General features: G+C 47.3%; 16 protein-coding genes. 6 read left to right on the top strand and 10 right to left on the bottom strand.

From position 1 onward, the window contains the following. Nucleotide 1: 1 nt before the first annotated feature. The 3 genes from KFF03_RS05845 (at nt 2) to KFF03_RS05835 (ending at nt 2777) form a co-directional block, all read left to right on the top strand. Complete coding sequence (locus tag KFF03_RS05845) at nt 2-625, top strand: histidine kinase (RefSeq protein WP_255859611.1); 624 nt, start codon at nt 2-4, stop codon at nt 623-625. A gap of 3 nt (nt 626-628) precedes the next feature. Beyond that, nucleotides 629-1603: a diguanylate cyclase gene (locus tag KFF03_RS05840; protein WP_255859610.1), complete on the top strand. Its 975-nt coding sequence runs from the start codon at nt 629-631 to the stop codon at nt 1601-1603. Nucleotides 1604-1706: 103 nt separating this feature from the next. After that, complete coding sequence (locus KFF03_RS05835; protein WP_255859609.1) at nt 1707-2777, top strand: AraC family transcriptional regulator; 1071 nt, start codon at nt 1707-1709, stop codon at nt 2775-2777. On the opposite strand, the gene sbcB is transcribed toward KFF03_RS05835, so the two are convergent. Together sbcB and KFF03_RS05825 are read right to left on the bottom strand one after the other, a co-directional pair. After that, nucleotides 2774-4216 carry an exodeoxyribonuclease I gene (sbcB, locus tag KFF03_RS05830; protein ID WP_255859608.1) on the bottom strand — a complete coding sequence of 481 codons (1443 nt, stop codon included), beginning with the start codon at nt 4214-4216 and terminating at the stop codon, nt 2774-2776. The two genes, KFF03_RS05835 and sbcB, sit on opposite strands and share 4 nt — an antisense overlap. Nucleotides 4217-4271: 55 nt before the next feature. Then, nucleotides 4272-5222: an alpha/beta fold hydrolase gene (locus KFF03_RS05825; RefSeq protein ID WP_255859607.1), complete on the bottom strand. Its 951-nt coding sequence runs from the start codon at nt 5220-5222 to the stop codon at nt 4272-4274. Nucleotides 5223-5408: 186 nt separating this feature from the next. Here KFF03_RS05825 and KFF03_RS05820 point away from each other — a divergent pair, with 186 nt between their 5' ends. Then, nucleotides 5409-8213, top strand: a complete 2805-nt coding sequence (locus KFF03_RS05820; protein WP_255859606.1) for a DUF349 domain-containing protein — start codon at nt 5409-5411, stop codon at nt 8211-8213. Nucleotides 8214-8280: 67 nt separating this feature from the next. Here the strand turns inward: KFF03_RS05820 and KFF03_RS05815 are convergent, their stop codons facing one another. The 8 genes from KFF03_RS05815 to KFF03_RS05780 form a co-directional block, all read right to left on the bottom strand. Then, nucleotides 8281-8559, bottom strand: a complete 279-nt coding sequence (locus tag KFF03_RS05815) for a hypothetical protein (protein WP_255859605.1) — start codon at nt 8557-8559, stop codon at nt 8281-8283. Between the two features lie 133 nt (nt 8560-8692). Beyond that, nucleotides 8693-9268 carry a nucleotidyltransferase domain-containing protein gene (locus KFF03_RS05810; protein WP_255859604.1) on the bottom strand — a complete coding sequence of 192 codons (576 nt, stop codon included), beginning with the start codon at nt 9266-9268 and terminating at the stop codon, nt 8693-8695. A 146-nt stretch (nt 9269-9414) separates the two neighbouring features. Then, entirely contained in the window at nt 9415-11724 is a 2310-nt protein-coding gene (locus KFF03_RS05805) for a type I restriction endonuclease subunit R (protein ID WP_255859603.1), read from the bottom strand. Then, nucleotides 11708-12598, bottom strand: a complete 891-nt coding sequence (locus tag KFF03_RS05800; protein ID WP_255859602.1) for a type I restriction endonuclease — start codon at nt 12596-12598, stop codon at nt 11708-11710. The genes KFF03_RS05805 and KFF03_RS05800 overlap by 17 nt, the downstream gene beginning before the upstream one ends. Beyond that, complete coding sequence (locus tag KFF03_RS05795) at nt 12595-13509, bottom strand: hypothetical protein (protein ID WP_255859601.1); 915 nt, start codon at nt 13507-13509, stop codon at nt 12595-12597. The genes KFF03_RS05800 and KFF03_RS05795 overlap by 4 nt, the downstream gene beginning before the upstream one ends. 55 nt (nt 13510-13564) lie before the next feature. Next, nucleotides 13565-14059, bottom strand: a complete 495-nt coding sequence (locus KFF03_RS05790; protein ID WP_255859600.1) for a hypothetical protein — start codon at nt 14057-14059, stop codon at nt 13565-13567. Continuing rightward, nucleotides 14049-15353, bottom strand: a complete 1305-nt coding sequence (locus KFF03_RS05785) for a restriction endonuclease subunit S (protein ID WP_255859598.1) — start codon at nt 15351-15353, stop codon at nt 14049-14051. Before KFF03_RS05785 ends, KFF03_RS05790 begins: the two co-directional genes overlap by 11 nt. Continuing rightward, nucleotides 15346-17076, bottom strand: a complete 1731-nt coding sequence (locus KFF03_RS05780) for a class I SAM-dependent DNA methyltransferase (protein WP_255859596.1) — start codon at nt 17074-17076, stop codon at nt 15346-15348. Before KFF03_RS05780 ends, KFF03_RS05785 begins: the two co-directional genes overlap by 8 nt. A gap of 324 nt (nt 17077-17400) precedes the next feature. Here KFF03_RS05780 and KFF03_RS05775 point away from each other — a divergent pair, with 324 nt between their 5' ends. Continuing rightward, nucleotides 17401-17991, top strand: coding sequence for a TetR/AcrR family transcriptional regulator (locus KFF03_RS05775; protein WP_255859595.1), 591 nt, complete (start codon nt 17401-17403; stop codon nt 17989-17991). Nucleotides 17992-18078: 87 nt separating this feature from the next. Beyond that, a complete protein-coding gene (locus KFF03_RS05770; RefSeq protein ID WP_255859594.1) occupies nt 18079-19272 on the top strand; it encodes an MBL fold metallo-hydrolase in 1194 nt (397 codons plus the stop codon). The last annotated feature ends 21 nt before the right edge of the window (nt 19273-19293 follow it).

Here is a 19293-nt window from a genome sequence, read left to right as displayed (position 1 = left end):
TATGAGTTCTGTTTCGTTAAACGAAGACCAGCGCGATTGTTACCAGGAGCTGACTAATGTTGCTATGGGCCAGGCGGCAGATCGCCTTGCGCGGCTCCTTGATGCCTACGTCGTGCTACCAGTTCCAAAGGTGAACCTGATCGAAAACAGTGAGCTGCACATGGCCATTCAAGATGCCGAAGCAGATGCTGCGGTATCGGCTGTTTGCCAGGGCTTTATTGGGGCCGGTATTGCTGGCGAAGCCATGTTGCTATTCAACGATACCAGCTTCGCTGACTTAGCCACCTTGATGAATTATCCGGGCATGAACAATCCAGAAGCTCTTGATCGTGAGGCTGAACTGGAGCTGTTAATGGATGTGAGTTCTTTACTGATTGGCGCCTGCATACAGGGTATTGGCGAACAACTTGAGATTCACTTTAACCAGGGTCATCCGGTGGTATTAGGGCAACATTGCCTGGCCAGCGACATCCTCAAAAGTGGCAATCATCAATGGACCAAAACCCTCGCCATCGAGATCCATTACACCCTTGAGCACGTCAATATCGACTGCGATTTATTATTGTTATTCACCGAAGATTCCGTTGAGAAACTCAACAACGTGATCGACTTTTTGCTGGATTAATTTATGAGCGACGCCAATATCGGAATAGGTGACATTCACTGGTTAATGGATATTCTGCAGAATATCGACGTCGGCCTGGTGGTGCTCGACCGTAACTACAATATTCAACTCTGGAATGGCTTTATGGAAAGCCACAGCGGGGTCAGCCCACAAAACGCCAAAGACCAGAACTTGTTTACGCTATGCCCGGAAATCCCTGAAGACTGGTTTAAACAAAAATCCGAAGCGGTATTTCAGTTAAAAACCCGCACCTTCACCATCTGGGAACAGCGCCCGTATTTATTTAAATTCAAAAATTATCGGCCGATCACAGGTCGTACGGCGACCATGTACCAGAACACCAGTATCATCCCGCTGGAGTCGGTCGATAAAACCGTTGATCACATCTGCATCATTGTTTACGACGTCACCGATGTTGCCGTGAATCACGAAGATGCCCGCTCAGCCAATCAGTCGTTATTGGAGCTGAACAGTGTTGATCAGCTCACCGAGCTGCCCAACCGGGTGATCTGGGAGCAGGATATTCGCCGCGAACATGCACGCTGCAAACGCTCGGGTAACCCATCCAGCATCGCCATTTTCGATATTGATAACCTTGAAGCCATCAATGGTAAACACGGCCACCGGGTTGGCGATCTGGTGTTAAAAACCGTGTCAGATTCATTACGTCAAACCATGCGCCAGACCGATCTGCCCTGCCGCTTCGGGGGTGATTTGTTTTCTGTGTTATTGGTTGATACCGATGAACAAAGTGCGGTTGAATTTGCCGAACGCATCCGCACGATTATCCATGGCCTGATTGTGCGCCAGGGAGATCAGGCGATTCAGATTACCACCAGTATTGGTCTGGCTGCTTTTAATGACCAGTTCGAGCAGGAAACAGACTGGTTACTGGCAGCCAATAAAGCTCTGCTTCATGCCAAGCAACAGGGTGGCAACCAAACCACGCTGTATCACCCGGCCATGCGCAAGTCCTGAGGCCGTTTCAGGTGCTTCTGCGGAAGCGCCTGACTTTCTTTTCATTGATTTGATTGACCTTTTCGCTGACAATTCGCGTCCAGAAATTAGCAAACCGGTCAATATGTCTGCATCTGCAATGACAACTTCAGCCACGGTATCCCCGGTACTCACAGGCAATCGCCCAAATATTCCCGTTGCGTTTATTGAAGCCCCCCTGCGAGGAGTCGAATCACTTGGATTCAGTCGCCGTGATATCTGGATCAGTGCCGGTCTTGACCCAGAGATACTCAACACCCGCCAATATGCCATCACAAGCGATGATTACGCCCGGCTGATGGCATGTTTGTGGCGTCGTTGTGACGATGAATTTATGGGGTTGGCGCCGGTACGTTCACATTTCGGTACATTCAGCATGATGTGCAAAGCCATCATCAATTGCTCATCACTGGAACATGCGTTACACCGTGCACAAGCGTTTTATGCGTTGTTTGATGGCGCTCCGAATATTCGTCTGGAAAAAGGCAAACGCCTCAGTAAGATTTTTATTGAACATCGCGCCGAGTATGACCCCGATCATTTTTTGTGTGAGTCGTTATTGGCCATCTGGCACCGCTTATCCAGCTGGCTGGTTGGCCAGGGAATTCCCTTGTTATCGGTGAGTTGCAGTTACCCGCCACCCGATCATGCCAGTTTGTATCAGGTGTTATTTGCCACCCCCATCAAGTTCTCACAAAGCGAAACCTACCTGCAGATTCCGACCCGGGTACTGGCATTACCCATCAGCCAAACGCCGGCATCACTGTATGCTTTTTTACATACCTCTCCGGCAGATTTTCTGGCCCGGCCCAATCCGCATGAAAGCATGACCGGACGGTTACGTCAGTTGTTTCGTCAATACACCATGGAAGAACTGCCGTCACTCAATGATGCTGCCGATCATCTCAATGTCTCCGGTGCAACACTGCGCCGTCGTCTGAGTGATGAACAAACGTCTTATCAAAAATTAAAAGATGAATGTCGTATGGAAGAAGCCAGCCTGATGCTGGCGCAACCCGACGCCAGCATTCGCGATATTGCCGAACGTTTAGGTTTTACCGAGGCCAGCACCTTTCACCGGGCATTCCGTAAGTGGCATGGCATGACACCCGGCGATTACCGGGCGAATAAACTGGCTGAGAAACATTCAGCTTAATAATCGGTATACGGATAAATCGATTCCGCATACAACTGCAAATCCTGAATCCATTGCAGTTTTACCGGATCATCCATCACTTGCTGCGCCGCCAGTTGTAATTCACGGGCGAACTGCTCGTAATTTAATAATGGCGAATCCGGAATTCCCTGTAATAAACGCGCCTGGCGGTGTTGCTCCCAACGCTCACGTTCGTCTTCATTCAATGTGTCGGGATAATTACGTGCGCGGTAACGGAACAACATTTCTTCACCGCGAGCGTCGGCAAATGGTGCAGGCCAATCGGCCAGATCCCAATCGGATAAACGATGCAGATCGTTCATCGCGCTTTTATCCTGAGCCGAGAAAAAGCCATCGTACAAACGCGCATCCACATCCTTGGCCGCGGCAAATTCTTTACCGGAAAAGACCTGATGCAATTTAGCGGTTAAATCCACGCCATTTTTAATTAACGCCAAATGCTGGCGTAATGTCTCACCGGATAAATTCCAACGCTCGGCTTGATCCGGCGTTAAGGTCTTAGCCGGGGCCAACACCGGGGATTTATTAATATGGATTTCTTTCAGTGGTAACCGGGTAACACCTTCAGGAAGTTCGTCATTTTTCACAAACACCCGTTGCTGAATCTGCTCTGGTGTTAATTCAAACAGCGGTGTTGGGTCCTGATGAAGGTCATACACAATCACACTGTTTTTATTGGTGGGATGCCAACACAAAGGCACCACAACCGCCATGCAACCCTGCTCCACCGGAAACATGCCCGAGACATGCATCAGCGGTTTATGGTTTTGTACATCAATGAGTTCAGCAATGCGTTGTTTCGTGCGCTGATGAAATAAATAATCAAATAATTTCGGTTGTTTTTCTTTGACCAGTTTCGCCAGAGCAATGGTGGCGCGAACATCCGATACCGCATCGTGAGCACTGCCATGATCGAGGCCATTGGCGGCGGTTAAATGTTCCAGTTTAAAACTGGTGCGGCCGTCTTCGTGTTTTGGCCATTCAATGCCATCCGGACGCAAGGCATAAGCGCAGCGCACCACATCGAGTAAATCCCAACGGCTGTTGCCGCCCTGCCATTCGCGCGAATAAGGGTCGTAAAAATTACGATACAAGCCATAACGGGTGACCTCATCGTCAAAACGAATACTGTTATAACCGGCACTGCAGGTGCCCGGCACACTAAACACTTCGTTGATCTGACGAATAAAGTCGGTTTCAGGAATGCCTTTTTGCTGGCAATCCTGAGGAGTGATACCGGTAATTAATACCGCTTGTGGATGGGGCAGATAATCGTCTGTTGGTTTACAGAACAGCTCGATCGGTGCTTCGATCTCGTTCAGGTTTTCATCCGTACGGATGGCGGCAAACTGTGCCGGACGATCCCAGGCCGGGCTGGCACCAAAAGTTTCATAGTCGTACCAGACGATACTGCTCACTAATATTGTCCTCTGGCACACCCGAGGGCCAGGTGTGCGCTATTCATTCGATCGTTTATTGCTGCAGGAAATCAGCCGCATCACGGGCACTTTGTACCGGTAACTCTTCCATCGGCATATGACCTACCCCTTCATAGGTAATGACATGCGCCGTTGGCAGATCGTTGCGGAATTGCTCCATCACTTCAAGTGGAACCCACTCATCTTCTTCGCCCCACATTAACATGGTTGGCGCCTGAATATCTTTTACCCGATCCGCCAGGTGTGGATTCTGGCTTTGTTCTTTCATGGTGCGGAACACATTCACCAGACCTTTGCGGTTACCCGGACGTAAGGTTAAATCGTGATAACGCTTCACCAGTTCATCGGTCACTTTAGAGTCATCACCATAAGCCGCATCAACATTCAAACCGACCATAAAGCGCGGCAGCATCAGAGTACTCATTTCACCAATCACCGGCAGCGCAGTAAAGTTCATGATGAATGGCATCTCTTGTGGGTAACCCGCCGAGTCTATCAGCACTAATTTCTGCACCCGATCCGGACGATGCAGGGCATAGTTCCACGAGATATAACCGCCCAGTGAATTACCCGCCAGATAGATCTGGTTAATGTTTAACTTGGTCAGAAACTTATCCAGCTTATCGACCATGTAATTGATTTCATAACGTTCAAGCTTAGGATCTGGGCCGGTTAAGCCGTGTGCTGGCAGGTCAATTCGGATAATACGATAACGATCACTCAACTGCTCAACCCAGCCATCCCAAGTATGCAGTGAAGAGGCAACACCGTGCAGCAAGACCAGCACAGGGCCATTTTTTAAGCCCTCATCACGGTAGTGAATCACCAGATCATCCACCGCTAAAAACTGCGATTCCTGATTGGCATAATTCTGTGTCAATTCGGACAGTGGACGGGAACCCATCCCCATAGAAGCGCAACCGGTTAACTGCGCCATACTCAGTACCATCGTACCCAGTACCATCAAAAGCCTGGTGATTTTCATACAACCCTCAATCTTATTATTTTTTATCCGTGAGCAGATGGGGGCGACTCTACCATATTTGTTCACATTTGTGTGCCTGAGCGCGACTGGCTGGCAAGGCCACATGTTGATTTGCCCCCTTTCCCTTTCGTCACGCCTCTGTAAAATGTGGCGCATTTTTCTGACATCTGTAACGGAACCTGTTTGATGGCTTTACTGAGCAAGTTTTTTAAGCCCAAGTGGCAACACGCTAATCCAGACGTTCGCCGTCAGGCCATCGTCGAACTGAAAAACGACGAGCAACGTATCACCTTTATTAATGCTGAGTCGGTTGCGGAGCTGCGTGAACTGGCTGTTGCTCAGGTTCAATCCGAACAGGAACTGGAAAAGCTGCTGTCTCACAATCAGGACAATGTTCGTGAAACTGCCCGCAAAACCTGGCTGGCTCGTTTGTTAAGCAGCCAACAGGCATTATCCGACATCCAGGACAACCAGACTCTGATTCGTATTGCGTCATTAACCGATGACCAACAACAACGTCTGGATGCCGTGTCGCGCATTACCGATCAAAACGAACGCTTACAACTGGCCATGAGCAACCCGGTTGCCAAAGTGCGTCTGGCCGCTGCTGAAGGCATCGACGATGCCGACAAACTGCAACAGCTGATGACACACGCCCAGGGCAAAGACAAAGCGGTTTACCGCCTCTGCAAAGACCGCCTCAACGCGGGCAAAGCCGAGCGTGAAGCTCAACAAGCGCTACAGGCTCGTATCGCGACCCTGCTGGCCAATGCCGAACAACTGAACCGCCTTGGCTACAACCCGGAATTTAATGGTCGCTATCAGGTGATCAGCAAAGAATGGCAAACGTTGAGTGAGCAGGCATCGCCAGAACAGCAAAGTGCCCTGCAACAACAACTGCAACAGGCTCAAGCCACGCTAACCCAACACGCCGAAGAAGAAGCACGCCAGGCCGAGCAAAAACAAGCGGCGGCACAGGCACAATCGCAACAATCTGAACTACTGAATACGTTGGCAACGCTGCTACACGACACCGCACAAAACGGCGCTGGCGACACCTCTGATTCAAACCACGCCTCAGACTCAGAAGCATTGCACCAACAAATCGTAACGCTGGAGGCCAACTGGCGTGATGCTAATCAGGCGCACAAAGCCAGCGCTGCAGAAAATCGTCAGTTTGAAAACCAACTGCAACAGCTGTTCGCTATGCAAACCGCGCTGAGCCACTTTGCAGAAAAACAAAATGAACTGAACGAATGGCTGGCGAAGCCACTGGCAACCGATTTGCGTGGCCTCACCAACACCCGTAAACAAGCGCAACAATGGCAAAAGCAGCTGCACTGGCCACAGGCTCCAAACACCTCCCAAGAGCAAAATAGCGAACAGCCAGGCTGGGTTAAACAAATCCAGAACAAGCTGGATCAGGCCAATGCCGCGTTAGATGATATGGCGAAACAGCAGAAAAGCCGCCTGCAAACCATTGATGAGCAATTATCTAAGCTGGAACAAGCACTGGTCGAAGGTCACGCCAAAGAAGCCAGCAAACTGAATCATCAGGTGCAACAAAATCTGCGGCAGGTTGATAACAAAGTCAGCCAGGAACAACAACGCAAAGCCAAAAGCCTGAACGCTCAGCTCAACGAAATGCGCGACTGGCAGGGCTATGCCATCACCCCGAAAAAAGAAGCCTTATGTGATGCCATGGAAGCATTAATTGATGCCGACATCAGCGCAGACGTATTGGCCGATAAAATTCATGAACTGCAGGAAGAGTGGAAAGCGTTGGGCAGTGCTCAGCCAGACCGTGAACTGTGGCAGCGCTTCCAGGCTGCCGGTGATAAAGCCTTTGAACCTTGCCGCGAATATTTCGCCCAACTGGCGGAAAAACGTCAACAGTTTGTGGCAGCCCGCCAGGCATTAACCGCCGAATTAATCAGCTACGAACAACAACTGGATTGGCAAGGCGCCGATTGGAAAGTGGTGCAAAAAACTCTGGATGCCGCGCGCGAAGCTTTCCGCAGCTATTCACCAGTTGACCGTGCTGCACACAAAGACACCCAAAAAGCCTTCCAGGATGCCTGCGACGCAATTTACGCTCACCTGAAAGAAGAATACGACCGCAACCTGGCGGCCAAAGCTGAGCTGGTGACACAAGCCGAAGCACTGGTTGAACAAGAAGACCTGTCGGCCGCGATTGATCAGGTGAAATCACTGCAACAACAGTGGAAAACCGTTGGCGTTACCCCACGTAATCCGGATCAGAAATTGTGGAAACAATTCCGCAGTGCCTGTGATGCGGTGTTCTCACGTTTGGATAGCGAAAAAGCGCAGCGCAAAGCTCAGATTAACGACGCCGTAACTCAGGCAGAAAGCCTGGTTGCACAGGCGCAAGCCCTTGTCACACAATTTCAGGGGCAGCCTGATAGCGAACATTCGGATGCGGCCGCGATTAACGACGCACAAAATCAACTGTCGGAACTGCGCCAGCAATTCTCTGCCATTGAATTACCGCGCAGCGCTCACCAGCGTTTGGTTAAACAATTACAAGGCATCGACAACGCACTGCAAAACCAACAGCAAACGATGAAACATGCAAAAGAACGTGCGCGTTGGAACGGCTTGATTGATCGTTTACAGGCGATTGCCACAAAGGATAACGACGCCTTTGCCGCAGCAGCCGATTTACCGGCTGGCTACAACGCCGCCTTATTTGAACAGGCCTTGAAAGGTGAGTTAACTCAATCTGAAGCAAACACCGACGCTCAGGCGATTGTGATTTCACTGGAGGTTCTGGCCGATATCGAATCACCAGCAGCCGATAAAGCACGCCGGATGGAATTACAGGTGCAAAAACTGGCTCAGGGTTTAGGCCAGGGGCCGGGCAAAGACGCAGAGCGCCAACAGCTGGTTGAGCAATGGTTAGGTGTGATTAATAACACCAGCGCTGAATTCAATACGCGCTTTATTGAAGCGTTAAAAGCCAGCCTCTGATTCTGAATTCAGACAGCCGTTAAAACGATAAAAATACCGCATCAAGCTTAGCTGATGCGGTATTTTTTTATTCCTTGTTGGCTGATTTATTTCCCCGGATTTTGCGCCACAACCACATCAGCGGATAAGCCATCACCACAAACGGATACATCAGTGGTGGATACACAGAAAACACCACCGCCATTAATGGCAGACAAAACAGCACAATCACATTAAACATGCCCAGCTCATCAAACGCGGCATTAATCCCCCCCGGATATTCATCCAGAAAAAAGGTTAGCTGCATGATGCCGTAGGTGATGGCAACTAAAGCGATAAGGTAAATAAGGGCTTTGGAGGTTTTCATAGGAATGGCGTTCGTGGGTCAGCGAACGGTGATGTTAACACACCCCGGTTACTGCTATTCATAACTCCAATCTGGATTCATCCGGAAATGCCGTAAGGATATATCATTCATATCGCTTCCTGCGTATTCATTATTATTCGTCCAATAATAAATTGATTTGTGGCTGCTGCATTACCTTAGAAAGGAAGTTTTGCCCCTGGCTCAGACGTTCAGAGAACTCTTGTGGCGAATACAGCGTAGGATTAACAGGCCGTTGCAACTGCTCTTCAACCACGTCCAGCAACTCCATTACCTCACTGTAACTCAAATCATTACCGACCAACATCACATCAACATCGCTGGCTGAGTGCTCTTCCCCTTTGGCAACCGAGCCGTAAATAAACGCTTGTTCCAACTGTGGTAGTAATGGGGTGATCGCCGACCTCAACAGCCCAGTAACACCAAAGGTCTTTTTAACGATACTGATCATATCAGCATATACAGGGCAATGAGCATTAGCCTGGTAATGATTTTGATTACCCTGCTTGCTCACCACCAATAACCCAGCATCCGTTAGCTTACCCAGCTCACGGCTAATGGCACCCTTGCCCATAGCGGCCAGACGCACCACTTCATTCAGGTAATAACTCTTGTCTGGATGGCTGAAAAACAGAGTCAGCACTTTCTGCTGTGCCTTAGTAAACAAGGCGTCGCCGATGTTGGTGGTCATATACAGATCAGTCCCACAATGGGTATCAAAGGTCTTATATTGGGTACTATAAGACCCATTGTGGGACTTTTCAATCAATACCACTAACGAAATGCTGTAACTCAGTCATACCGTATAGGTGATTGAGTAACGTGTAGGAAAATCATTTATTGTGACCAGCTCTCACTTAACACTTCCGCCTGCTTCAAACACAGCTCAATCGCCTCATCGGCTTGATCCGGTGGATATTTCCATTTGCGTAGTGCTCTGCGGACCAAATTGCGTAACTTAGCCCGAACACTTTCCCGCTTTTGCCAATCCACGGTGGTCGACTTACGTAATTGCTGCGTTACGTATTTAGCCAGCTCACGTAAGTTGTTATCTCCCAGTTCTCGCACGGCGGATTGGTTTTGAATCAGTGCACGGTAGAACGCAACTTCGTCTGGGTTAAGACCCGATTTGGCCGCCAGCTCTGCATCTTCGGCCATGTCTTTTGCCATCTTAATCATCTCTTCGATGACCTGAGCGGTTTCAATGCCACGATTATGGTAAAGGCGTAAGGTTTCTAAAATACGGTCAGAGTATTTCTTCTCCGAAACTTTATCGGTTTTCATCCGTGCTTTGATTTCGCCTTTGATCAATCGCTCCAGTAGCTCAACCGCCAGATTCTTTTCTTTCATATTGGCGACGTCATCCAGGAACTCAGGCGATAACAAACCCACATTGGGTTTATCCAGACCAACAAGGTCGAAAATATCATCTACGCCTTCAGCAACGATTGCGTTATCGATAATCTGCTTTAGCGCAGAATCCTGCTTTTCTTTATCCAGTTTTTTGCCTGTGCCTTCACTTTTACGCAATGCGGTATGAATGGCGTCGAAGAAAGCGATTTCCTGACTGTAGGCTTTGGCTTCATCCAGAGTTAAACAGAGGTTATAGGCCGCACGAATATTGGCCATGATTTCCATAAAGCGTTTTTTGCCGTCTAACTCACCACTGCCCGGATTTGGTAAGCTCAACAAATGGTTAATGACTCGTGGCATTAATTGCAGCGCTTTTTCTTCAAAGCCGCTGTAATCACAGCCGTGCATCAGTGCATGCAGCTTATCGATATTTTCCAGCAGTATAGCGAAGGCCTCGGCACTGTCGCGGGTTGGCTCCCCCTTACCCTGAGAGTTGGTATAGGTGTTCAGTGCGTTTTTCAATTCATTGGCAATACCAATGTAATCGACCACTAACCCGCCTGGCTTATCTTTAAATACGCGGTTTACCCGAGCAATCGCCTGCATCAGGTTATGGCCTTTCATCGGCTTGTCGATATACATGGTATGGCAATTCGGCGCATCAAAGCCGGTTAACCACATATCTCGCACAATCACCAACTGCAATGGGTCGTTAACGTCTTTAAAGCGCTTCTCAAAGCGTTTTTTGGTGTCTTTATTATGGATATGGGGCTGTAACTTCTTCTTATCCGAAGCAGAACCCGTCATCACAATTTTGATCGCGCCTTTTTCAGGGTCGGCATCTTCACCGATAGGAGCTCCATGCCATTCCGGACGCAAAGCCACGATAGCGTCGTATAAATCGACGCAAATCTCACGGCTCATACACACAATCATGCCTTTACCCGGCAAAGTGCTGGTGCGCTGTTCGAAGTGGTCAATCAGGTCTTTGGCGATTTGTTGGATGCGCGGGCCACTGCCCACAATTTTTGCTAACGCCGACCATTGAGACTTGGTCTTTTCCCGCTCGTTAATATCCTCTTCGTCTTCGATAACCTCATCAACTTCGTCGTTTAAGGCTTCAATTTCTTCTTGTGGAATATCCAGCTTGGCTAAGCGCGACTCATAATAAATCGGAACCGTAGCACCGTCGTCGACGGCATCCTGAATATCATAAATCGAGACATATTCACCAAACACCGCACGGGTATCTTTATCAATACTGTCGATAGGCGTACCGGTAAAACCGATAAAAGAGGCATTGGGCAGTGCATCACGCAGATGCTTGGAATAACCAAAGGTGTACTTACCCGTTTTCTGGTTCAGCTTGGCTTTGTCACCGTATTGGCTACGGTGTGCCTCATCACTGATCACCACAATATTATGACGAGGGTTTAATTCTGGATGCCGCTCTTCGTCTTTCAGCAAAGCGAATTTCTGTACCGTGGTAAAAACAATACCCCCAGCCTGACGGCTATTAAGGATTTCACGCAATTCATCACGATCAGCTGCCTGAACCGGCGTCTGATTCAGCGTATCTGCCGCCATGCTGAAGGTATTAAACAGCTGTCCATCCAGATCATTACGGTCAGTTACGACGACCAAAGTGGGGTTATTCATTTCCGCTTGGGCTAGCAGCTTTCCGGCATAACACACCATCGAGATGGATTTACCCGACCCCTGGGTATGCCATACCACTCCGGCACGGCCAGAACCTGGCTCTACCCGCTTGCCGTAATCAGCACGACTCCGCAACCATGTTTTGTTCGGGTTGCTGTGCTGCAATGACTGTGGCTTTCACCGCTTCCCTCACCGCATGAAACTGATGGTACCCGGCAATCTTTTTAATTAATGAACCATCTGCATCTTCAAATAAGACAAAATGATGAATGTAATCCAGCAGCAATTCCGGCTTAAAGAAACCTTTAACTAAGGTTTCCAGCTGATATTCAAATAGCGGCTTGTCGTTTTCATTATCGACTGTCTTCCACGGTAGAAAACGCTCTTTGTTGGCGGTTAACGAACCAACAGACGCATTAATGCCATCACTGATAACCAGGGCTTCGTTAAAAGTGAACAGATCCGGAATTTCATCTTTGTAGGTTTGCAGCTGGTCGTAGGCCTTAAAAATATCGGCGTTCTGATCTGCTGGGTTTTTAAGTTCCAGCACCGCAATAGGCAAGCCATTAATAAACACCACAATATCCGGGCGGCGGTTACCTTTTGAACCAGTGATGGTGAACTGGTTCACTACCAGAAACTGGTTGTTTTCGAGCTGATCAAAGTCGATTAAACGAACATAGTCGTTAACCTCATCGCCCTGCCCGTTCTTATAGCTAACCTTAACCCCTTCCATCAGCATTTGATGGAAGGCCTTGTTATTTTTGATCAACACCGGAGTTTCTGGTTTGGCGATTTGCTGAATAACTAACTCAAGCATTGCGACTGGAATATGCGGGTTAATTACCTCTAACTGGCTTAACAGCCGGCCGTGCAGTAATACCTGATGGTAATCACTACGTTCTGGTGCCGCTGAATCAGGGGCAATATCGTAGCCGCTGATGTAGTCATAACCATTACCCTGAAACCATTCTAGGCAGAGTTGTTCGAGCTGGTCTTCGGTGATCATTTATCAGCTCCTTCTGTATTCTCTTTATCTTCTTCTGATTTTAAGCGCTCTATTGGTGAGAATAATACGAGATTCCCCTGATAGTCCGTTTGATAAGCACCATCATCTCCGAGGAAAAATATATGTTTTTCATCTGAATATATTCGAATTCCCTGTACCTCTTTACCGTCTATATTCATAAGGGAACAACCTACTCTAAACTTGTCATTGATCTCAGATTCAGACGGTTCCCGCGGCTTACACTCATTATCTACAACGACATCCTTACCCGCACTAACGCCTGACAAGTATCCGGTTAATGATAGAAACCAGAGGAACGAACTCAATATAAACAATGAAATCAGAGCAACAACTTCAAGCATGGCAGTAGAAAATAGCAGCAATATCATTGCAAGCCAAAGCCGCGAGAAACCTTTTAGAGATTCCGTAGACTCGACTAAAATTTTAGACATATAGTAGTAAATATCTCTCTTCTCAGACTGTTCAATTCCAGCTTTATTCCTTTTAGCAAGAGATATAATCCACCAGGAAACTACCGCCAATACAGTTCCTGAAAACAGAGCAAAGACCAGTAGTTTCAAGGAGAGGTCTAGTATTTTTCCAGTCTCTATCAATGGCAGACCGTTGTTGACAACTTCCGACCAGCCCATCAGAAAGTAGTAAACCAGATCATAGGTTTTGGGGTTTATATAAGCACCACGAAAGCCTGCCGTCTCAAGCACCTGCAATAAATGTGTGTAACCGAAGAATGGAACCCAAGCTAGAAAAGATGCAAGTAAGATCCCCCATAGCCATCGCCATCCAGATAAGAAGGGCTTACTTCCATTATTATCTGTAGCATTAAAAGGAGTATCGTTTTTAGACTCCCCCAAATCTTCATGCAGATCTAGTTTCTCATTATCCGTTTTCATATAACCCAACTATTCCATTTCAGCCTATAGAAACCATATTAAAGATTTTCCAAAATCAAATTTCTCTTATCGAATCAATAATATGACGCAACTGAGAAGCACAAGCCGATCGCTCTAGACTGAATGCTCTCTCCAGAAGAAACGCCAGTAAATAAACATCAAATATTAATAAAACATAAAATACGGCAGAAGGTATTTCTTTAACCCCGGGATATGCAAACAAGGTATTAAATGACAGCAAAAGAAATGCACCAAAGGAAATAAGAAAACTGACTCTTGATGCATTCTCATCAATATAGCTTGCTAATGAATGTCGATATACTTCCAGATCTTCTTTGTTGATTTTCTCTTGTTTACAAAAACATTGTAAGCTCCGAGTCTCAACGCCGTGAAATTGAAGCTCTGCAACAACTAACCTTTTAGCTGCCTTATCACTTTTGAAAATTCTGTGAATCCAGGTCTTCGTCCAATGATCGCTATAAAGGTGCCTTCTACGCTTGCAGAAGTCGACAAAATAGTCTGCCAGTAAATATTGCTTTTTAACTTTCATTAATTGGTTCCAAGGCGATTTCACCAGAGAGAAGCTTAGGCAATAAAGAATCTCTAGCTTCTTCCAAAGCCTTGCTTTCAAAAAGATTATTTTTAATGGAATTTAAATTACTCTTAACAACTTCTTCAAATTTCACCAAAACGTCCCCTTTAGCTTGAACAAGGATTACGGTGTCAAATGTTTCCCGAGTAATCGTGTCAAACACAGCGCCATGAGTATTCTGTTTAAGAGTAGAAACAGCTTCCTTTACATTAAAATAGTTCAAATATGGTCCAATTCCGTCAACACCTTGAACACCATAACAAGATTGGTTCATTGCAGTCGGCACACCAACCAAAGCCAAACGACCGACTGTACCGCGAGCTGATATAATCGTTGTTCCTTCGGGAAGAAGCTTTGTAGAACTTTTATTCAATCCCAACTCTGTAATTTTAAGCTCAGTATCAATAACAAACACATCTCCATCATCTGGTGCATCTTTTACTGAAAACCAAGGTATCTCGCCCCCCCAATAGGTAGCTTCTGATTTCTTAGGGGTTCCACCACCGATCAGGTTGACCATCTGAGATAAAGGCTTAGCTTCCCACCCCTCCGGAATTTCACCCAACTCAGAATCCACCAGCGCATCAGGAAACAACGCAGCCGTTGCTTTTAATTGTTCTTGTTGCTCAGCACTAAGCTGATCAAGTTCTTCAATTGGCTTGCCACTGATCGCGGCCATTGCTGCACGCTCGGGATCTTGCCCTGCTTCTTTGGCGGCGATTTTTGCGCGGGTGGGTTCGAAATCGACAAACCAGCTTTTAAAGATGACTTGAGCGATATTTTCTAGGGTTTGGTTAGTTTGGCGGTTGAGTTCGATTTTATCTTCAAGAGCAGCCAAGTTTCGAGCAATCCTAACTTGCTCATCTTTACATTCCGTAGTTTTAACTTCATACGGATAGACAGCGTTTCTATTTAAAGACTTTTGTGCACTGCCTGAATTAAACTGATCAAAATTAATTGTTTGAAGAAGGTAATAGATATAACGCTCATCGTTACCTTTAAAGTCGGTTACGTATAAACAAGTATTCAATGGCCAAAAATCAACAGGAGAAAAGCTAACTTCCCCCATTGAATTACCACTCCGCCCAATAACAACTCCTGGGCCCCTGGTTTTAACTTCATCATGATATCCGGTAATTCCGGATGACCCCATTATTGGAACAGAACCTGCTTTTCTGTCTTGTGAAGGAAGGTCATGCCCCCTTTGAAGTGTTATAAGTTCACCCAGCGGTTTTGTGACCCAATTAGACATCGAAACCCAACCCCACCAAGTTCTTTTTTATCTCCGCCTCTAGTTCATCAGATCTTTCAAACTGTGCTTTTAACTGCCCGCTTAATCGCGCCATTTTTTCCGCAAATGGTTCTCCATCATCCTCTTCTGCAGCAGCACCAACGTAACGCCCCGGCGTTAACACATAATCGTGTTTTTTGAGTTCTTCCAATTTGGCCGATTTAACAAAACCAGCAACGTCTTCGTAGGCTGAACCGGTCTGCCAGTTATGGAACGTCTCGGTGACCTGATTTAAATCGTCCTGAGTAAAATCCCGTAATACACGGTCTTTCATAAACCCAAGGTTACGCGCATCAATAAATAACACTTCACCTTTACGATCACGCAGTTTACGCCCCGCCGCAGACGTACGAGCACCTTTGTTTTTGGTTAAAAACCAAATACAGGCCGGAATCTGGGTATTGGTAAATAATTGCCCCGGCAAGGCCACCATACACTCCACCAGATCTTCATCGATCAGACGCTGGCGAATTGCGCCTTCGTTATTGGTATTAGAACTCATCGAGCCATTGGCCAATAACAAACCCAACGAACCATTGGGCGCGGTGTGATACAACATATGCTGTAACCAGGCAAAGTTGGCATTGCCCGATGGCGGTGTGCCGTAAGCCCAGCGCGGGTCATCGGCGGCTACGCCAGCATCCCACTCTTTCATATTGAATGGCGGATTCGCCATAACAAAGTCGGCACGCAAATCCGGGTGCTGGTTATGGGTGTAGGTACTGGCGGGCTCTTTACCGAAGTTAAAATCGATACCACGAATCGCCATATTCATCGCCGCGAGCTGCCAGGTGGTGTGGTTATACTCCTGACCGTAAATCGAGATATTTTTTCTCTGCTCTTCTTTATTGAAGTGCTTCATATCGGCGACTTGTTCAATAAAGGCTTCTGTCTGCACAAAGAAACCACCGGAGCCCATCGCCGGGTCGTATACCCGGCCTTTAAATGGCTCCAGCATTTGCACAATCAAACTCACAATGGATTTAGGCGTGTAGAACTGGCCGCCCTTTTTACCTTCCGCAAGGGCAAACTGACCGAGCATGTATTCGTACACATGACCGAGAATATCTTTGCTGTTTAGGGTGGCGTGGTTGAACGGGATGGTAGCAATTAAGTCGATTAATTCCGCCAGCTTGGCCTGATCAATCTGCAATTGGGTGTAGCGTTTATTTAATACACCTTTGAGTTTGCTGTTATCCGCTTCAATCGCTTCCAGCGCATGATCAATTAAGTGACCAACCGAACTGATTTTCAGTTGTTGCTCATTGCCGTCTTTATCACTAACCGCAATGGTGGCACCACCAATCACGGTTTTATTATTGTCTTGCAGAAATTGCCAACGGGCCTGGGCGGGCACCCAGAAGGTATTGGTTTCTAAATAATAATCACGTTGTTCCAGCTCGTAGTTAATATCCAGCTGGTAAGCTTCAGATTCAGCGCCACCCTCTTCACCCGGTAAAACGTCCTCTGGATCCATAAAATATTCATGATCCGGATTACGAAACTGGGTTTCCAGCTCCTGACGACGAATATCGAACGCATCCGATACGTATTTCAGGAAGATAATGCCCAATACGGCGTGTTTGTATTGTGCTGCATCCAGCGTGGAGCGCAGCTTATCGGCGGCGGTCCACAGCTTCTTCTCAAGGTCATTGAGGAATTGTTGTTCTTCAGAGCTGGTCATTGATTAACTTCTGTACAGAAAGGAGTGACAAATGCCGCAGATTTTACGCCATCTAAGACAAATTTACCGGGTTTCGGTTGTGGTAGTGGTCTCTGAACCAGAACTGGCTGAGCAGGCATCACGCTTCCTTACGAGTTTGAGGAAGTTGATTATACGAATTAGTGATTATTTTGATAGTTATTTCCCTGATGGATTCACGGGGTCAGCCCCGCCCCCCAGCAACGATATCCAACCGAACTTTACAATCATCCTATTGCAACCCAACTCCACTAGCACTTAAATAGACTGATCAGTCGGTTTAGAGCAATTTTACAAGTAGAACCCATGAGCAAAACCAGTAAGCGCGATCAGATTTTAACCAGTGCCTTGGCACTGTTTAACGATCAGGGGTTTGATAAAACCCCGACCTCTGCGATTTCAAAACACGCGGGAGTGGCAACGGGTACCTTGTTTCATCACTTTAAAACCAAAGAAGATCTGATTAATGCCCTGTATCTTGAGATCAAACTGGAGATTCGTGACGCGACCCAGCCAGACTCGATGAATCTGGCTAAGGCAGGCGTCAGCCACGCCAGCGTCCGGGCAGCGTTACATCAAACCTGGCTCAGCCTGATGAACTGGATGCTGCAGCACCCGGAGAAGTTTCGGTTTATGGCGCAGTTTGGTGAGTCGGCTTACATCAGCAGCAGTACCCGGGAAACGGTCAGCCAGTTGTTTCAGGCGGCCGACAGTTTATTTAATGCGGCTATTCAAGCAGGTGTGTTTCGAGCGCTACCCAGCGCGATGCTCACCAGCCTGATGGGGTCACATCTGATGTCCAGCGTTAATCTGCTGCTGCAACAACCTGAACTCTGGCAACAGGCTGGCACACAGGATGAACTCTTTAATTCATGCTGGGGGCTGCTAGCACTTTAACGACACTAGCCTGCTTTACTACAGGCTTTTTAATTCAACCCAAACTGACTGAGTAGTCGGTTTAATAAATAAAGTGAAAGGTGAAGTATGACGCTCAAAAACACCATTCTGATCGCAACAGGCGGAATCATCATGTTAGGTGCTCTTTTCGCTGGCTGTGCCAGCTACCCACATTCATCGGAGCAAGCGGTGGATCGTATTCAGCAATCGGCTCAGTTTCGTGATGGCCAGTTTCATAACGAAAAAGAAGTGAACGTGATGAAGCTGAGCAACATCTGGGGCGCGTTAAAAGAAGCGATGTTTAATAAGCATCCTCTGGCCGTCCCTGAACAAGAGATCCCTCTGGAACCATTACAAGCTGAGGATTTAGCGCATCAGGCTGATGACACGTTTCGCTTTGCTAAGCTGGGTCATTCATCGCTGCTGATTGAAATCAGCGGTCAATTGGTTTTAACCGACCCGGTATTTTCTAAGCGCGCCTCGCCGGTGCAGTGGGCAGGCCCTGAGCGTTTTCATCCACTGCCATTTAATATGGACGATTTACCCCATATTGATGCCGTGATTATTTCGCACAATCATTACGATCATCTGGATTATCACAGCATTCAGCAATTAAAAGATAAAACTCGACATTTTGTCGTGCCACTCGGTATTGGCGATACCTTACGCGGTTGGGGCGTTGCGGAAGAAAATATTACCGAACTGGATTGGTGGGAAAGTAAAACCATTGGTTCATTGGAATTAGTGTCTACCCCGGCCCAACATTTTTCTGGCCGTGGCATTAGCGATTCAGCCAAAACGCTGTGGAGTTCTTGGGTGATTCGTAATGAACACAACTCGGTCTTTTTCAGTGGCGACACGGGTTATTTTGATGGTTTTAAAGCCATTGGTGAAAAATACGGGCCGTTCGATTATGCCTTTATGGAATGTGGTGCGTACAACGAAAAATGGGCCGATATTCACATGCCACCTGCCGATACGTTACAAGCGTTTTTGGATGTAAAAGGGAACACGTTAATTCCGGTTCATAACGGTACTTTTGATCTGGCAACACACGCCTGGTATGACCCGTTAAAAGAAATCAGTTTGTTAGCTGAAAAACATAACGTGAATATTCTGACTCCGAAATTTGGCCAGGTGGTACGGCATGATAACGAAACCGGTGAATCGGTTTCGAGTCAGGAACTCAGCCAGCAATGGTGGCAATCGATGATTGAAACCGCTTGGAAAGATCCGGAAATTAAAGCCCGGGATGAAGCGTATTACCGCAAGTATTTGTGATCATAAATGCCGGCCAATATT

The sequence above is a fragment of the Bacterioplanoides sp. SCSIO 12839 genome (assembly GCF_024397975.1).
GTDB lineage: Bacteria > Pseudomonadota > Gammaproteobacteria > Pseudomonadales > Oceanobacteraceae > Bacterioplanoides.
The sequence above is the reverse complement of the archived record's forward strand: the minus strand, read 5'-3'. Positions and strand labels throughout refer to the sequence as shown.

What these genes read in the sequence shown, in the direction of transcription:
- KFF03_RS05845 (WP_255859611.1), top strand. Translation starts at nt 2, where the DNA reads ATGAGTTCTGTTTCGTTAAACGAAGACCAGCGCGATTGTTACCAGGAG.
- KFF03_RS05840 (WP_255859610.1), top strand. Translation starts at nt 629, where the DNA reads ATGAGCGACGCCAATATCGGAATAGGTGACATTCACTGGTTAATGGAT.
- KFF03_RS05835 (WP_255859609.1), top strand. Translation starts at nt 1,707, where the DNA reads ATGTCTGCATCTGCAATGACAACTTCAGCCACGGTATCCCCGGTACTC.
- KFF03_RS05825 (WP_255859607.1), bottom strand. Translation starts at nt 5,222, where the DNA reads ATGAAAATCACCAGGCTTTTGATGGTACTGGGTACGATGGTACTGAGT.
- KFF03_RS05820 (WP_255859606.1), top strand. Translation starts at nt 5,409, where the DNA reads ATGGCTTTACTGAGCAAGTTTTTTAAGCCCAAGTGGCAACACGCTAAT.
- KFF03_RS05815 (WP_255859605.1), bottom strand. Translation starts at nt 8,559, where the DNA reads ATGAAAACCTCCAAAGCCCTTATTTACCTTATCGCTTTAGTTGCCATC.
- KFF03_RS05810 (WP_255859604.1), bottom strand. Translation starts at nt 9,268, where the DNA reads ATGACCACCAACATCGGCGACGCCTTGTTTACTAAGGCACAGCAGAAA.
- KFF03_RS05800 (WP_255859602.1), bottom strand. Translation starts at nt 12,598, where the DNA reads ATGATCACCGAAGACCAGCTCGAACAACTCTGCCTAGAATGGTTTCAG.
- KFF03_RS05795 (WP_255859601.1), bottom strand. Translation starts at nt 13,509, where the DNA reads ATGAAAACGGATAATGAGAAACTAGATCTGCATGAAGATTTGGGGGAG.
- KFF03_RS05790 (WP_255859600.1), bottom strand. Translation starts at nt 14,059, where the DNA reads ATGAAAGTTAAAAAGCAATATTTACTGGCAGACTATTTTGTCGACTTC.
- KFF03_RS05785 (WP_255859598.1), bottom strand. Translation starts at nt 15,353, where the DNA reads ATGTCTAATTGGGTCACAAAACCGCTGGGTGAACTTATAACACTTCAA.
- KFF03_RS05780 (WP_255859596.1), bottom strand. Translation starts at nt 17,076, where the DNA reads ATGACCAGCTCTGAAGAACAACAATTCCTCAATGACCTTGAGAAGAAG.
- KFF03_RS05775 (WP_255859595.1), top strand. Translation starts at nt 17,401, where the DNA reads ATGAGCAAAACCAGTAAGCGCGATCAGATTTTAACCAGTGCCTTGGCA.
- KFF03_RS05770 (WP_255859594.1), top strand. Translation starts at nt 18,079, where the DNA reads ATGACGCTCAAAAACACCATTCTGATCGCAACAGGCGGAATCATCATG.